Source organism: Leisingera sp. ANG-S5 (genome assembly GCF_000813925.1).
Taxonomy (GTDB): Bacteria; Pseudomonadota; Alphaproteobacteria; order Rhodobacterales; family Rhodobacteraceae; genus Leisingera.
Genome location: NZ_JWLH01000003.1, coordinates 455048 through 470983, shown reverse-complemented (window position 1 = coordinate 470983; position 15936 = coordinate 455048). Strand labels below are relative to the sequence as shown.

The 15936-nt window shown below is 62.0% G+C and carries 15 protein-coding genes; 10 read left to right on the top strand and 5 right to left on the bottom strand.

Going from position 1 to position 15936, the window contains the following annotated elements; translation table 11 throughout:
* Positions 1–182 precede the first annotated feature (182 nt).
* Positions 183–557: a hypothetical protein gene (locus RA25_RS06995; RefSeq protein WP_019296209.1), complete on the top strand. Its 375-nt coding sequence runs from the start codon at positions 183–185 to the stop codon at positions 555–557.
* A 3-nt stretch (positions 558–560) separates the two neighbouring features.
* Here the strand turns inward: RA25_RS06995 and RA25_RS06990 are convergent, their stop codons facing one another.
* Together RA25_RS06990 and lipA are read right to left on the bottom strand one after the other, a co-directional pair.
* Entirely contained in the window at positions 561–1703 is a 1143-nt protein-coding gene (locus tag RA25_RS06990) for an amidohydrolase (protein ID WP_039170976.1), read from the bottom strand.
* A complete protein-coding gene (lipA, locus tag RA25_RS06985; RefSeq protein ID WP_020424455.1) occupies positions 1700–2653 on the bottom strand; it encodes a lipoyl synthase in 954 nt (317 codons plus the stop codon). The genes RA25_RS06990 and lipA overlap by 4 nt, the downstream gene beginning before the upstream one ends.
* A 207-nt stretch (positions 2654–2860) precedes the next feature.
* Here lipA and RA25_RS06980 point away from each other — a divergent pair, with 207 nt between their 5' ends.
* Together RA25_RS06980 and RA25_RS06975 are read left to right on the top strand one after the other, a co-directional pair.
* Positions 2861–3775 (top strand): hypothetical protein, encoded by a 915-nt coding sequence (locus RA25_RS06980; protein WP_039170974.1) that lies wholly within the window; start codon positions 2861–2863, stop codon positions 3773–3775.
* Between the two features lie 174 nt (positions 3776–3949).
* Positions 3950–4498, top strand: coding sequence for a peroxiredoxin (locus RA25_RS06975; RefSeq protein ID WP_019296205.1), 549 nt, complete (start codon positions 3950–3952; stop codon positions 4496–4498).
* A gap of 72 nt (positions 4499–4570) precedes the next feature.
* Here the strand turns inward: RA25_RS06975 and RA25_RS06970 are convergent, their stop codons facing one another.
* Entirely contained in the window at positions 4571–5644 is a 1074-nt protein-coding gene (locus RA25_RS06970; protein ID WP_039170971.1) for a DUF6456 domain-containing protein, read from the bottom strand.
* Between the two features lie 232 nt (positions 5645–5876).
* On the opposite strand from RA25_RS06970, the gene RA25_RS06965 reads away from it, so the two are divergent.
* Positions 5877–6227 (top strand): DUF6477 family protein, encoded by a 351-nt coding sequence (locus RA25_RS06965; protein WP_039170968.1) that lies wholly within the window; start codon positions 5877–5879, stop codon positions 6225–6227.
* Positions 6228–6242: 15 nt separating this feature from the next.
* Here RA25_RS06965 and RA25_RS06960 read toward each other — a convergent pair whose 3' ends face one another.
* Positions 6243–7790 (bottom strand): trimethylamine methyltransferase family protein, encoded by a 1548-nt coding sequence (locus RA25_RS06960; RefSeq protein ID WP_019296202.1) that lies wholly within the window; start codon positions 7788–7790, stop codon positions 6243–6245.
* Positions 7791–7933: 143 nt separating this feature from the next.
* Positions 7934–8431: a GNAT family N-acetyltransferase gene (locus RA25_RS22095; protein ID WP_152612169.1), complete on the bottom strand. Its 498-nt coding sequence runs from the start codon at positions 8429–8431 to the stop codon at positions 7934–7936.
* Between the two features lie 196 nt (positions 8432–8627).
* Between RA25_RS22095 and guaA the strand changes: the two genes are divergently transcribed.
* From guaA to RA25_RS06925, 6 genes are all read left to right on the top strand, one after another.
* Positions 8628–10196 (top strand): glutamine-hydrolyzing GMP synthase, encoded by a 1569-nt coding sequence (gene guaA, locus RA25_RS06950; RefSeq protein ID WP_019296200.1) that lies wholly within the window; start codon positions 8628–8630, stop codon positions 10194–10196.
* Between the two features lie 147 nt (positions 10197–10343).
* Positions 10344–11030 carry a sulfotransferase family protein gene (locus tag RA25_RS06945; protein WP_039170964.1) on the top strand — a complete coding sequence of 229 codons (687 nt, stop codon included), beginning with the start codon at positions 10344–10346 and terminating at the stop codon, positions 11028–11030.
* A gap of 18 nt (positions 11031–11048) precedes the next feature.
* A complete protein-coding gene (locus RA25_RS06940; protein WP_039170960.1) occupies positions 11049–11888 on the top strand; it encodes a hypothetical protein in 840 nt (279 codons plus the stop codon).
* Between the two features lie 258 nt (positions 11889–12146).
* The gene (locus RA25_RS06935) at positions 12147–13652 is read left to right on the top strand and encodes a hypothetical protein (protein WP_039170957.1); all 1506 of its coding nucleotides are present in this window, start codon (positions 12147–12149) and stop codon (positions 13650–13652) included.
* A gap of 136 nt (positions 13653–13788) precedes the next feature.
* A complete protein-coding gene (locus tag RA25_RS06930) occupies positions 13789–14673 on the top strand; it encodes a DMT family transporter (RefSeq protein WP_019296196.1) in 885 nt (294 codons plus the stop codon).
* Between the two features lie 103 nt (positions 14674–14776).
* Positions 14777–15901, top strand: a complete 1125-nt coding sequence (locus RA25_RS06925; protein WP_019296195.1) for an OmpP1/FadL family transporter — start codon at positions 14777–14779, stop codon at positions 15899–15901.
* Positions 15902–15936: the final 35 nt, after the last annotated feature.

Here is a 15936-nt window from a genome sequence, read left to right as displayed (position 1 = left end):
GCAGCCTGCGGCGGCGCTTGTGCAAAACTGCCACAAACCACGATAAACACAGCGCAATCGGGAACCGGCGGCCCTCCGCCGGTTCCGGCCAAGCGGGTGGCGCTTTCCGGCGCAGCGGATTTGCCTTTCGCCGCAACCTGCCTCATGTGATTTCCAAACGCAGCGATCACAGGAGATCCGCCATGCAGAAGTTTTTGACCGCAGCAGCGGCAGCCGCAATGACCCTGTCCCTTGTCCCCGCAGCCACCCACGCGGGGCCGCCGAAATGGGCGCCCGGCCACAGCAAGAGCGCAGCCCATTATGCGCCGGGCCAGGTCAAGAAACGGCACCACCGCAAGCACAGCCACGATCACGATCATGACCATGATCACGACCGGTACGATGGCCGCATCCGCGGTGACGACTGGGTCTATATTGACGACTACGGCCGCTGGGGGCTGAACCCGCCGCGTGAGGGGCACCGCTATGTGCGTCAGGGCGACAAGATCTTTGAGGTCGTCAAGGACACGCTTGCGATCATCGGCGCGGTGGCCGTCGTCAATGCGCTGACCCAGTAAGGATCAGCCCAGCAGGTTTCTGAGCGTGTGCAGAAAGATCCCGGCCCCGGCCGGGATTGCGGCGTCCGGGAAGTCGAAATCGGGGTTGTGCAGCTGAGGCTGCGCCTCGCCGGAGCCCAGCCAGAACATCGCGGCCTTTGCGTGCTTGCCGAACTGGCCGAAATCTTCGGACCAGCGCTGGGGATAATCCCGCATCTGCGCCGGATGGCCTGCCGCGGCGCAGGCGGCCTGCAACAGCTCCACCGCCTCCGGGTGGTTGGTGCAGGCGTCAAACACGTCGTCGAATTCTATTGAGAACCCCAGCCGCTCCGCCGCGCAGACCTGTTCCGCCAGTACGGTCGCCTCTGCGATGAGCTGGTCCATGCGGGCATCGGTGACGGTGCGCAGGGTGGCCCAGACCTCACCCTCGCCCGGTGCAATGCCAAAGGTGGCTTCGCCCAGCCGGGCATGGGTCAGCGTGACCAGAGCGAACTCCGGCCCCAGATCGCCACCTTGCCCCAGGGAAACAAGGCCCGGCAGCAATTGGGAAATGGCACCGACGGGCGACACCCCGTCCTGCGGCGCGGCAGCGTGGGAGGTTTTACCGGTCAGTTTGATCCGCATTCCGCGTGACGCGCAGTTGGCAGCGCCCGAACACAAGGCCACCTGACCCACCGGCAAGCCCGGCAGGTTGTGCAGGGAAAAGGCATAATCCGGCGCGATTTGCGCGAAACCCGGATCGGCAATCACCGCCGCTGCGCCCTTGCCGGTTTCCTCGGCGGGCTGGAACAGCAGCACGGCGCGGCCCCGCGCGGTGCGCTGCGCAGACAGGTCCGCGGCCAGCGCCGCCACCATCGTCATATGGCCGTCATGACCGCACAGGTGGCCGCGGCCTGCGTGGGTGGAGCGGTAGGGTTGATCCGACATCTCCTCGATCGGCAAGCCGTCCAGCTCGCAGCGGATCAGCACCGTGGGGCCATCTTCCCGGCCCTGATAGACAGCAGCGACGCCATGGCCGCCAAGCTCAGTCAGCAGTTGGTCGGGCTGATGCTGGCGCAGGTAGCCCGCCACCATGACGGCGGTCTTTTCCTCGGTGCCGGAGACCTCGGGGATTTGATGCAGAGCATGGCGCAGCCGTGTCAGCTGCGCCAGACGCTCCGGCGTCATGCCAGGCCCAGCTTCTTGTTGCGGGCCTGGCGCAGGCGGGCGAAATCGTCGCCTGCATGGTAGGAGGACCGCGTCAGCGGGGTGGCCGAGACCATCAGGAAGCCCTTGCCATAGGCGGCTTTCTCGTAGGATTTGAACTCCTCAGGCGTCACGAAGCGGTCCACCGCGTGGTGTTTCGGCGTCGGCTGCAGATACTGGCCGATGGTCAGGAAATCGATGTCCGCAGCGCGCATGTCATCCATCACCTGCTTCACCGCCTGCGCGTCCTCGCCCAGGCCGACCATGATGCCGGATTTGGTGAACATCGACGGATCCAGTTCCTTCACCCGTTGAAGCAGGCGCAGGGAGTGGAAATAGCGCGCGCCGGCGCGAACCTCAGGATAGAGGCCCGGCACGGTTTCCAGATTGTGGTTGAAGACGTCAGGGCGCGCCTCGACCACCGTTTCCAGCACCGACGGATCACATTTAAGGAAATCCGGGGTGAGGATTTCAATGGTGGTGTTCGGGCTGCGGTGGCGCACCGCGCGGATGGTCTGGGCAAAATGCTCGGCGCCGCCGTCCTCGATATCATCGCGGTCCACGGAGGTGATCACAACGTGGTTGAGACCCAGTTTTTCGACCGCATGCGCGACGCGGCCCGGCTCAAACGCATCCAGCGCCTCAGGCGGCTTGCCGGTGGCGATGTTGCAGAAGGAACAGGCGCGGGTGCAGACCTCGCCCATGATCATCATGGTTGCGTGGCCCTGGCTCCAGCATTCGCCGACATTGGGGCAACCCGCTTCCTCGCAGACCGTGGTCAGTTTGTTGTCGCGCATGATCTTGTGGGTTTCGGCATAGCCTTTGCCGCCCGGCGCCTTGACCCGGATCCAGCTTGGCTTTTTGGGCTGAGCATTGTCGGGACGATGCGCCTTTTCGGGGTGGCGCTGCTCCGGGATCTTGAGGTCTCTCACGTGGGTTTCCCTTCCGGCCTTTGGCTTTGTGAGCGGTTTAACACAGCTGATCTGGCTTGGCACGGTCATATCGTCAACCCTGCCTTGCCTCCTTGTCATGGCTCAAACTCCGAAAATGTGCCGTTTTTCTTTGCCAAAGCGGCGCAGCGGGACACATAATTCCACCAAGCATCAGGATTTCGCTGCAGATCATTCAGGGAGGGACGCATGGCCAAGGAGCTGGAGAAATTCAAGGCAGAGCACAAGAAGCTGGCTGCCGGCACCAAGAAATTCACCACCGCAGAGGGCGACAAGCTGAAGAAGCGGATCGGGATTTCACTGGGCAACGCCTGGGAGGGCGAGGATTATTTCCGCGAAAGCCTGGCCAAGGCGCGCAAGGACGGGGTGAAATCGGAGAAGCTGGCCGATTTCCAGAAGAACAAGCATTTCAAGGACGGGCTGGTCACCTGGAACAAGGCGGTGGACATCCATCAGGAGGAAGTCGGCGCGATGAAGGGGTTCTGTGCTGATGCCAAGGCGCATATGGCCAAGCAGCAGGCGCTCTTGAAGGACATCGAGAAGGACCTGAAGAAACGCGGCAAGTCCTCAGCCTCGAAGAAGGATATCGAGGCGCTTCAAAGCGATCTGGAAAAGGAGATTGCCGCCGTCAAGAAGGCGTCTGAGTATGAGGGCAAGCTGAACGCGGCACAAAAGCTGTACGGGGCGAATTTCCAGAAGACGGTCGACAAGATCCTGAAGGAAAAGGCAGAAGGCCATGACAAGAAGAAGGACGCAACCGAGCTGCCGCAGCTGTTGGTGGACCGCAACCTGAAGAAATACACCAACCGGGTCGGCGCGCTGGTCAAGGCGATCAATGCCCATTGCGTGACCGCCATCGACAAGGCGGGCGAGGACCTGAAGGCCGCAGCACCCGAGCTGAAAGAGGCCGCGGCGAAATACAAGGATCTGAAGAAGATCAACGACCAGTACCAGACTGCCAAGAAGAAGTTCCCGGGCGCCATCGAGGATTCCAAGGACAAGAAGAAGCTTTTGGCGACGCTCAAGAAGTTTAATGACCTGACCGCCGCTGCCGAACGCAAGATCCGCGGCACCACGGTCACCATCAAGAAGGCTGCGGCGTAACGTCCCTGCCAGGGGCGAAGATGCCGTATTTGCGAGATTTTCCGGCGCCGGACTGCTGTGTTCGCGGACTGGCGCCGGAAACCTGCGCGCAAATCACCGGGACGTGTTGAAGCCAGCTTAGAATCATTTTAAGCCTGCCCGCCGAATGAAATCCGCAATCAGGAGCAAGCTGAGATGAAAGCTGGCGTTAAGCTGCCCGACGTGACCTTCCACACCCGTGTCCGCGACGAAGCGATCGAGGGCCCGAACCCGTTCCGCTGGGAAGACAAGACCACCGCTGACTACTTTGCAGGCAAGCGCGTTGTGCTGTTCTCGCTGCCGGGCGCCTTCACCCCGACCTGCTCGACCTACCAGCTGCCGGGCTTTGAAAAAGGCTTTGCCGACTTCCAGGCCGAGGGCATCGACGCGATCTACTGCATGTCCGTGAACGACAGCTTTGTGATGAACGCCTGGGCGCGCGCGCAGGAGCTGGAAAACGTGGAAGTGATCCCGGATGGCTCCGGCGAGTTCACCCGCAAGATGGGCATGCTGGTCGCCAAGGACAACCTGGGCTTCGGCAACCGCTCCTGGCGCTATGCGGCCATCGTGAACAACGGTGTTGTTGAGGCATGGTTCGAAGAGCCGGGCCTGTCCGACAACCACGGCGAAGACCCCTATGGCGTGTCCTCCCCGGAGACCGTGCTGAAGCACCTGAAAGAAGCCAAGGCAGAAGTCGCAGCCTAAGCTGCACTGCCCGATCTGGCATTCGAACGGGTCCGCGCTGCGGGCCCGTTTTCGTTTGAGGCATCGTGCGCCTCAACCGATCATCTCTTCCTGCTGCGGGCTGGCCTCGCCGTAGTAGTCCGCCAGATGCTGCAGGGCGATGCGCAGCACCACCTTGCCGGAGCGGGCGGGCCAGCCGAGGTTGCGCTCTGCGGTTTCCAGCCCCTCAAGGTGGCAACAGCAGCGCAGGGCGATGTCGCTGAGGCCGGCCCCGAGCTTCTGCAGCGCCCCAGTCATCCGCTGGTGGGCTTCTGCCGCCGCTTGGTGGCTGGTGCTGCGCATCGGGTGGCTGGCTTGGGCGAAATACAGCTCCTCCTGCATCAGGTGGCTGCTGATCTGCGCCAGTTCGAAATCCTCGCGCAGACGCCGCCCGGCCCGCACCATCGGCTGGGTCAGGAAGGACTTGCCGTCCTTGTCCGACAGCCGGGACAGCATTTCCAGCGGGGTTTCGGCGCCGCTGTAACGGGATTTGCGGCCCAGTCCGCCGCCCTCGCCCGCGTCCGGCGCCCCAAACGGTGTCTGCGCTTCGGCAAAGCCGCCCTCCAACCGGGCGCGGGCGCGGTTTTCCTGATCGGCGATGATCCGGTTCAATGCGGTGCGCCCGCCCGCGGTGATGGAATAGCGGCTGATCCGGCCCCGGCGGGAGCAGGCGATCCAGCCGGTCAGCGCCAGCGCCCCTGCCAAGGGCCGCGACACCGCCACCTTATGCCCGTCAGCCTCCTGGCCTTCGCGCACCACAACGGCCATTTCCATGCCTTCTGCTGCGGCCAGAACTGCGCCGCCGCGGCTAAGCAGGGTCAGCACGCTGGCCGCTTCCCGCTCAAACCCCGACCGCAGGCTGCGGCTTGCGGCGGAGGGCTTTTCCTCCTGCCGCGGTTTCGCTGTTTCGGACCGGTAGCGCCCGGCCAGATAGGTCAGCACCTCGTCAATCAGCGGATCGTCCCGCAGGACCTCTACCCGGCGGACCTGGCGCAGGATGGTGGATGGATGGCAGCCCGCCTTGCGGGCCAGCTGGCGGATCGGGCGGCCAGCCTCGGTGTGCTGAAGGTAGCGGCAAGTTTCCAGCGGCACCCAGCCAGGAAAGGGTGCCTGTGTCATGTTTTGCATTCGTAACCCCCGGTCGTGAGCCAGGCTGCCGGGCCAGCCGCACTCAAAGGTGCCTGCGGCATGTCCCATTTCGCCCGGCTGGATTTGGACAAAAGCGCGGATCGGACATCATTGTTTCCAGAAAAACCATAATCATCACAAAACGGACCGTTCGCCGGTCGCCCCCTTTCCGCAACACCACCTAGGGTTGTGTTATAGCAGAGCCAGATCAGAGATAGGAAAGGAGACGATCATGCAGGATGTTTTCAGCCGCGTTTCGTTGCTCCGGCGCCCGAGGATCCTGGCACGGGCCGCCCGGTTAGGCGCCCGGAATTATTGCCGCAAGCGCGACCTGCGCCGCATCCTGGGATATGGAGATGTGCCCAAGCCTGCTGCCGCCGTGATGCGGCTGCTGGAGCTGGAGGAGGCGCTGAACGCAGAACGCAAGGCAGGCGAGGCCGGCTATTCGATGATCCGCCACGTGGATGTGCTGATCGCACTGGCCGGTGAGGCTGCCTGTTTGAAGGCTCGTGCGAAAACAAGAACGGCGGCCCCGCGGGACCGCCGTTTTGCTGCGGCAGAGGGTGCTGCCCCCTGCCCCTGATCTTCAGGCTCGCGCTTACATGAAGGCGTCGGGCATGGAGGCCTTCTTCTCGGCCACATACTCGTCCAGTGCCATCTTGATGGACGGATCCAGCGCCGGCTGCTCGTAGGTGGCCAGCAGCTTCTCGACCCGGCTTTCGGCCAGCGCGTAGGTGTCGCGCGCGCCTTCTTCTTCCCACTGCTCGAACGGCTTGTAGTCGAGCACTTCGGATTTCCAGAAGGCCGATTTGAAGTTGGCCTGGGTGTGGGCGCAGCCGAGGTAATGGCCGCCGGGGCCAACCTCGCGGATGGCTTCCATCGCCTGGCCGTTCTCGTCCACCGGGACGCCCTTGGCGAGGCCGTGCAGGGTGCCCAGCTGGTCCGCGTCCATCACGAACTTCTCGAAGTCGGCAACCAGGCCGCCCTCGAGCCAGCCGCAGGAGTGCAGCATGAAGTTCACGCCGGACATCAGGCCCATGTTGAGCGAGTTGGCGGTTTCATAAGCCGCCTGCGCATCCGGCAGCTTGGAGCCGCAGAAGGAGCCGGCCGAACGGAACGGCACGCCCAGGCGGCGGGCCAGCTGGCCTGCGCCATAGGTGACCAGCGATGCTTCGGGGGTGCCGAAGGTCGGCGCGCCGGAGTTCATGTCGATCGAGGACACGAAGGCGCCGAAGATCGCAGGCGCGCCGGGGCGGCACAGCTGGTTGTAGGCGATACCGGCCAGAACCTCTGCCAGCACCTGGGTCAGGGTGCCTGCCACCGACACAGGCGCCATGGCACCGCCGACGATGAACGGCGAGATGATGCAGGCCTGGTTGTTCTGGGCGTAGACTTCCAGCGAGCCCATCATCACGTCGTCGAAGGTCATCGGCGAGTTGATGTTGGTCAGCGAGGTCATCACGGTGTTGTTCTGCACGAACTCCTTGCCGAACAGGATGCCGGCCATATCGACAGAGTCCTGGGCGCGGCTGGGTTCGGTGACGGAGCCCATGAACGGTTTGTCGCTGAGGGTCATATGCGCCATCAGCATGTCCAGGTGGCGCTTGTTCACCGGAATGTCGGTGGGTTCGCAGACGGTGCCGCCGGAGTGGTGAAGCCACTTGGACATATAGGCCAGCTTCACGAACTTGTTGAAGTCGTCCATGGTCGCATAGCGGCGGCCGCCGCTGCGGGTGCGCACGAAGGGCGGGCCATAGACCGGGGCCAGAACCAGGTTGCGGCCGCCGATGACCACCGATTTCTCGGGGTTGCGGGCGTGCTGGGTGAATTCCGCAGGTGCGGTTTCGCACAGCTTGCGGGCCAGGCCGCGGGGGATGCGCACGCGCTCGCCCTGGACATCGGCTCCGGCATCGCGCCAGCGCTGCAGCGCTGCCGGGTTATCAACGAAGTTGACGCCGACCTCTTCCAGGATCGTGTCCGCGTTGTACTCGATGATCTCCAGCGCTTCCTCATTCAGGATCTCGAAGTTCGGAATGTTGCGCTCGATGTACTTGGCGGTCTCGATCTTGACGCTGGTGCGCTCGGCGCGGCGGGCGGCGCCGCCGCCGGAACCGCGGGCACGACGGCGCGGGGCTGCTTCTGTCATGGTTTATCCTCACCACAGGCATTTCATTGCGAAGGGTATTATAGCCCTCGCGCGCGCCGCCGCCGCAGGATTGCGGCCATTCAAGTTGAAAAGCGACATTCGCAGCACAGAGTTCGCCGGAACTCGCACCCGCCAAGCCGGTTTTACGCTTTCAGCAGCGGATCAAGACTGTCCCAATGCACCCGGATCGCGGGCATGGCGTATCCGAAAACGTCAATCTCCTTGCGCTCGCCGGCACTGCCGCCGATCCGGAAATAGAACGCCAGTGCGCGGGAATTACTCTCTGCGACCCACAGATAAGCCGAATTTGCACCCTGGGCCTGCAAACGGCGGGCGGCCTCCTTCATCAGGCGGCGGCCAAGACCTTGTGACCGGGCGGTTTCCGACACATGCAGGTTGTCGATATAGGGTTCATCACCGGTCCAGACGGTTATAAAGCCCTGTATCCCCGCACCCTCTGCAACAAGCACGACGTCACGGTCCGAAAACTGCAGCTTTTGCCAGTGCCGGGCGAGGTCGGACACGACCTGCTCCTGCAGATACGCCGACGGCAGGACACCGGCATAAACACTGCGCCAGCTGGCAATCTGCAATTGCGCAACAGCCGCGCGGTCGCCTGCCCGCATTTCCCTGATAACCACTGTGCATGCCTCCCCTGTACCGGAAGTTCAGCAGAGCAGAAGCTTTACCTGCAAGGCAAGCCTCTGCACCGAGTTTTACTGCACCGCACCCAGCCGGAGGGTTTTCAGAGCCGGGTGAGCTGTTTGCCCGGCACCCTGTGCCACTGCAAGCACCAAAGCCCTTGCGAAAAAAACCTCCTTGGCCTATGGCGCGTGCATGACCCAAGACACCCATGACCGCCTTCTCATCATCGACTTCGGCAGCCAGGTCACGCAGCTGATTGCGCGCCGCCTGCGCGAGCTGAATGTCTATTGCGAAATCCACCCCTATCAGAATGTCACCATGGACTTTGTGCGCGAACTGGCGCCCAAGGCGGTGATCTTCTCGGGCGGGCCTGACAGCGTGACCCGCGAGGGCAGCCCGCGGGCGCCGCAGGAGATTTTCGACTACGGCGTGCCGATCCTGGGCATCTGCTATGGCCAGCAGGTGATGATGCACCAGCTGGGCGGCAAGGTGGAAAGCGGCCATGGCACTGCGGAATTCGGCCGGGCCTTTGTGACCCCCACGGTTGAAACGCCGCCGCTGCTGGAGGGCTGGTTCGCAAACGACAACGACCGCGAGCAGGTCTGGATGTCGCATGGCGACCACGTCAGCAAGATCGCCCCGGGGTTCGAGGTCTATGGCACCTCCCCCAACGCGCCTTTTGCCATCACCGCCGATGTCAGCCGCAATTTCTATGCGGTGCAGTTCCACCCCGAGGTGCACCACACCCCGAACGGCGCCAAGCTTTATGAGAACTTTGTCAAACTGGCGGGTTTCTCCGGCGACTGGACCATGGGCGCCTACCGCGAGCAGATGATCGAGAAGATCCGCGAGCAGGTCGGCGACAAGCAGGTGATCTGCGGATTGTCCGGCGGCGTCGACAGCTCGGTTGCGGCGATCCTGATCCACGAGGCGATCGGCGATCAGCTGACCTGCGTGTTTGTGGACCACGGCCTCTTGCGCAAGAACGAAGCGGAAGAAGTCGTCGCGATGTTCCGCGACAACTACAACATCCAGCTGATCCACGCAGATGAGAGCGATCTGTTCCTGGGCGAGCTGGACGGCCAGTCCGACCCGGAAACCAAGCGCAAGATCATCGGCAAGCTGTTCATCGACGTGTTCCAGAAACACGCCGACACCATCGACGGCGCCGAGTTCCTGGCGCAGGGCACCCTGTACCCGGACGTGATTGAATCGGTCTCCTTCTCGGGCGGGCCTTCGGTCACCATCAAATCGCACCACAACGTCGGCGGCCTGCCGGAGAAGATGGGCCTCAAGCTGGTGGAACCGCTGCGCGAGCTGTTCAAGGACGAGGTCCGCGCGCTGGGCCGCGAACTGGGTCTGCCGCAGAGCTTCATCGGCCGCCACCCTTTCCCCGGACCGGGCCTGGCAATCCGCTGCCCCGGCGAGATCACCCGCGAAAAGCTGGAGATCCTGCGCGAAGCGGATGCGATCTATATCGACCAGATCCGCAAGCACGGTCTGTACGATGACATCTGGCAGGCCTTTGTGGCGATTCTGCCGGTCCGCACCGTTGGCGTGATGGGCGACGGCCGCACCTATGACTACGCCTGCGCCCTGCGCGCGGTGACATCTGTCGATGGCATGACCGCGGACTACTATCCGTTCAGCCACGAGTTCCTGGGCGAAACCGCCACAAGGATCATCAACGAAGTGAAGGGCATCAACCGCTGCACCTACGACATCACCTCGAAACCTCCGGGAACCATCGAGTGGGAATGATCCCTGCAGTTCACGGGCTTTGAAACCGCGGTGGAAACCACGCCTGTTTTAAAGAACGTTTAAACAATTTGCGCCATCTTGAGCCAAACGCTTGGCCGCCGGTTTAACCACGGCGGCCAACTGCTTGGAGGCAAATGGAGGCGCAAAATGCCCTTGATCAAATACAAAGACGTGCTGCTGCACTTCGCGCATATTCCCAAGTGCGGCGGCACATCCATTGAGCGTTACATTCAGGGCCTGAACGGCGTCAGCCTGGCGTTTGTGGACGAGCAGTATGTCGCCAATCCGCCCCAGCAGCACTGGAACATATCCTCCCCGCAGCACATCGACGGGGAATCGATTTCGCGGCTGTTTCCCAAGGATTTTTTCACCGGCTTTTTCACCATCGTGCGCGATCCGATTGCCCGGCTTGAAAGCGCCTACAAGTTCCAGCGGCTGGTGGAACGCCGGATCGGCAGCGATGAAACCCTGGACCAGTTCGTCAAGACCCGCCTGCTGGAGAATGTGCTGACCAAGGGCTGGATGGACGGTCATTTCTACCCGCAGTCTGGCTTCTTCTATCCCGGCGCCAACTACCAGGTTTTCAAGCTGGAAGAGAACGGCGCCGAGAAAGCCAAGGCGTTCATTGATGCAGCCCTGTTCGGCAACCCGGCCAGCCAGCAGATGACGCACAGCAACCACCTGCGCGTTCCCGAAGGTTTCAACCCCGGCGACCTGGTTTTGAGCGACGAAGGCTTGGCCGTTGCCGAAAAGATCTACGGCATGGACTTCGATAATTTCGGCTATGGACGTCCGTCCGCCGCGCAGCCGCTGCCAAATGCCGCAGCGGGATAAGCTCCGGCTGTCAGAAGCATGAAAAAAAAGTATAATATCTCGCTCGTGGTGCCTGAGAATTTTGTTCACGTAGGCGCCTTCTATGAAATCATTGATCTGCTGATGTGCTCGTTGCACGAGCTCGGTTTTGAGGTTGGGTTCAAGAAGAACGGCATTGATCCTGAGGCCTGCAATATTCTGATCGGTGTTCATATGCTGGACCCTGCCCTAGCCAGCCAGATGCCTCCCGGAACCATAATCCTCAACACAGAGCAGTTGGGCGGCACGTATGAACATTGGAACGAGAAAATACTCGCCTGGTTCTCGCAGGACTTCACGCTTTGGGACTACAGCGACGCAAATGTCACCTACCTCAAGGACTTCGGTGCCAAACGCGTGGAGAAGCTGCAGCTTGGGTTCCAGCCAGAGCTTTGCCGCATCGAACCGCAAGCTGAAAAAGACATTGATGTGCTGTTCTACGGTTCCACCAATCCCCGCCGGGAAGCGGTTCTAGAAGATCTCGCAGCCCGCGGCTTGCGGGTCAAAACGCTGTACGGCACCTACGGCCATCACCGCGATGACTGGATCGCCCGGTCGCGGATTGTTCTGAACCACCACTTTTATGACACGCAGATCTTCGAAATCGTGCGCGCCTTTTATCTGATGACTAACGGCATTCCCTTCGCTGCAGAGGTGAACCCGACGACCCGGATCGACGACTTCTACCGCGACGGGCTGTTGAGCTTTCCCTACGAAGGGCTGGCAGAGGGTATTGCGGATGTGCTGCAGGACGAAGCCCGGCTTGCACAGGCAGGCGTGCAGGCGAAGGAGACGATTTCCCGTTATCCCCAGGCTCAGCTGCTTCGCGAGATCCTCTAGCAGCCGCGAACCCTGCTGCTTCTGCAGCCCCCGCAGCGTCCGGTCGGGCGCACTGCCCTAGCCTGCGCCCTTTCCCAATTGAAATTAAACGCAAATTCTGGCGGCCTGTTTTGATAAACCGGGCCGCCATTTGCTGCCGCGGCCGCCTTTGCCAACCGTTCACCCGGTCTGCCGCTGGGGTTTCTGCGGCTTCTGGTTAACCAATTTGTCAGGTGTTTTTGAAATAGTCTCCAGGACGCCGACGGCTTGGAGAACCCAATGATTATTTGCCACCCGCTGAAACTCATCTTTATCAAAACCAAAAAGGTAGGCGGCACGTCATTTGAAATCGCCTTGTCCAGCTTTTGCGACGACACCAGTGTGATCACCCCTGTGTCTCCCGAGGACGAAGAAACCCGCGCAGGCCTGGGCTATCCCGGGGCACAAAATCACCAGCGCCAAACCTGGCCCGACGGCACTGAAACGGAGGGGGATTTCTACAATCACATCCCCGCCGCAGAAGCCAAGGCCCTCATCCCGCAGGACATCTGGGACAGCTACACAAAGGTCACCATCTGGCGCGATCCGTATGACGCGGTCATTTCCCGCTACTACTGGGAGATGGCCGAGACTGAGAGCCTGAACTTCGGGCTGTTTGTGCACAAGTTCTACGGCATGCTGACTGAAAACGTCCAAATCGCACCGCTGGAAGGGCCGGCTGCACCCGATGTCTTTTTACGATACGAGCATCTGGAAGAGGACATCGCGGCGCTTGGCGTCGAAGGCCTGTGGGAGCGGTTTTCAAGCCTGCGTGCCAAGGAAGGTGTCCGCCCGCGCACCGGCACTGATGCCGCAACGCTCTATGCCCGTTACCCGGGGGCCGCGGATGTCGTTGCAGAACAATGCGCCGACGAAATACGCAAGTTCGGCTACAAGCGCCCAGGCGCGGCACCAGCCGAGCCCAAGCATGAACAGCCTGCCAAAAGCGACTTTTTCTTCACTCTTTCGGCCGGGCGCACCGGTACCGCCTGGCTGGCGCAGTTCCTGGGTGACAATCTTCGGATCAAATCCATCCACGAGCCGCTGAGCATTGAAGACTTCGGCACACAAATGCCGGAAATCAAACACATGCGGACTTTCAACACTTATGGCATGAATACCCGGATGCAGAAGTTCTGGAGCGACAAACTGGCGTCGCTGGAAGCGCCTTATGCCGAGTCCAACCATACTTTGGGCAAATGCGGGCTGATCGAAGCGCTGGCAGAAAGCCCCATCCGCAGCCGCACCACCGTGATCCTCCTGCGCCGCGACCTGGCCAAGCAATGCGCCAGCTATGTCGGCCGCAATGACTTCATGAATATCACCATCCGGTGGCAGTGGTACCTGGACATGGGCTACAGCAATTTGATCGTTGACCCTGCCCGTTTCCTGCCGCTGGGTCAGGTCGGCTGCGCCATCTGGTACGCGCTGGAGATGGAGGCGCGCTATGCGTACTACCTGCTGAAATACGGCGGGCAAATTAAGTTTGTCGGGGCCATGCTGGAAGAGGCCACCAAGCCGGCAGGTGCCCCCAAACTGCTGGCGGCCCTGGGCCACCGCGGCCGGGTCTTGCTGCCGGAAAAGAAAAACGCCACCCGCGACTCCTCCGGAGTGACAGAGCAGCTGACCGCGGAAATCCGCACTCTGCTGGACCGGCTGAACTTCGACCCGGTGGAGGCGGCCTCTGCCTATATCAAGTCAGGCCGCTCACTGGATGCGCAAGAAGCGCACCGCGCGGCGGCCTGAAACTGGCGCGCGGCCTCCTTCGCTTGCGCCGCGCTGTCAACTGGCAGGCCTGTAATCGCAGCTGCCGCGCCGCCATGCGCTTGACCCCGGGTGAAAATTCCGCCTTTCCTCTCCCCAGCTGAACAAGGGGGCAGGCATGGCAGAGGGCGAGACACGCGCAGGGCTGGCGGCGCTGTGGATGGTGGGGGCGATTGTGTCCTTCTCCGCCATGGCGATTGCCGGGCGTGAGGCCGGGCTGACGCTGGATACCTTTGAAATCATGGCCTACCGCAGCCTGGTGGGGGTGCTGATCGTGGTGGCCGTCCTGACAGCGGCAGGCCGCTGGCATCAGGTGCGGCGGCAGCGGCTGGGGGTGCATCTGCTGCGCAACCTATTCCACTTCACTGGCCAGAACCTGTGGTTTCTGGCGGTGACGCTGATTCCGCTGGCCCAGGTCTTTGCGCTGGAGTTCACCTCGCCCCTGTGGGTGATCATCCTGTCGCCGCTGTTGCTGGGCGAGGCGCTGACCCGGCGGCGGATGCTGGCGGCGGCGCTTGGCTTTGCCGGCATTCTGGTCGTGGCCCGCCCCAGCCCCGAGACACTGAACCTTGGCCTGGCGGCAGCGGCGAGCTGCGCCATCTTCTTTGCCCTCACCGCGATCCTGACCAAACGGCTGACCCGGCACGAGCATACCGCCTCAATCCTGTTCTGGCTGACCTCGATGCAGCTGGTGATGGGGCTGCTGGCGGCAGGATGGGACGGCGACATGGCGCTGCCGGACGCAACCACCCTGCCCTGGCTGGTGCTGATCGGCATTGCCGGGCTGACTGCGCATTTCTGCCTGACCACAGCCTTGTCGCTGGCGCCGGCCAGCGTGGTGGTGCCGGTGGATTTTGCCCGCCTGCCCGCCATCGCCATCCTTGGCATGGTGATCTACGGAGAGGCGCTGGACGCCTGGGTGCTGGGGGGAGCCGCCATCATCTGCATTGCAAATTATCTTAATATAGTTGCAGGCCAGCCGCGCAGAACCCCTCAAAGCTGACCGAATCCGGCTAGTTGCCGCGCGGTTAATGTTGATTTGCCGAAATCCGCCCGATTACGTTCGCGTAAAGCGGCTTCCACTGGCCGCAACTCAGGGAGGAACAATGAAACGCTATCTTGCAACCTCGGCGGCTTTGGCGCTGGTATCTGGCTCTGCCATGGCGAGCGGTCTGGACCGCACCGGCCAGCCGATCGGCATCATCTTCGAAGAAGGCAACTACGCCGAGTTCTCGTTTGCTACAACTTCGGTGGACCTGTCGGGCAACGACCGCACTTCGCTGAACCCGCTGGGGTCTGCAACCGGTGATGTCGGCGAACGGTTCAACATGTTCGGCGCGGGCTACAAGCGCGACATCAATGAGCAGCTGTCCTTTGCGCTGATCTTCGACCAGCCGTGGGGTGTGGATGTCGCATATCCCACCAGTGGTTCGCTGCTGCTTGGCGGCACGACTGCACAGGCGGATTCGAACTCGCTCACTGCGATGCTGCGCTACAAGTTCAATGACCGCTTCAGCGTCCACGGCGGCATCCGCTACCAGGAGCTTGACGGCGAGATCAATCTGCAGGGCGGCGCTTACAGCTCCATCGGTGGCAGATACAACGTGAAAGTGGACAAAGATGGCGCGTTTGGCTGGGTGGCCGGCGTCGCCTATGAGATCCCCGATATCGCCCTGCGCGTGGCACTCACCTACAGCTCTGAAATCGAACATGATTTCAACCTGAACGAAACCTTTGCCACCACCGCCACCGCCAGCACCACGACAAAAACCAAAACGCCGCAATCGGTGAACCTGGACTTCCAGACCGGCGTCGCCCAGGACACGCTGCTGTTCGGCGGCATCCGTTGGGCTGAGCACAGCGTAACTGATTTGGTGGTTCCGGGCCTGAGCACCTTGGCCGGCCGCTCCGTTGATCTGATCGACCTGGACGACTCGATCACCTACACACTGGGTGTCGGCCGCGCCTTCAACGAGAACTGGTCCGGTTCTGTGGCGCTGATCTATTCGGATTCGGACGGCGACAACCTGGTCTCGCCGCTGGCGCCGACCCACGGGTATGAGGCAATCCGCGTCGGCGTGCAGTACAAGCAGGACAACATGACCGTCTCTGCCGGTGTCCGCTATACCCAGCTGGGCGATGCGGTTGCCTCCCCTGGCGGCAACCCGGTCACCAACTTTCAGGACAACGACGCAGTCAGTTTCGGCCTGAAGGTCGGCTTCCACTTCTGATCCGGGCACCTGCCGGGCAGTTTGCCCCGCTCCCG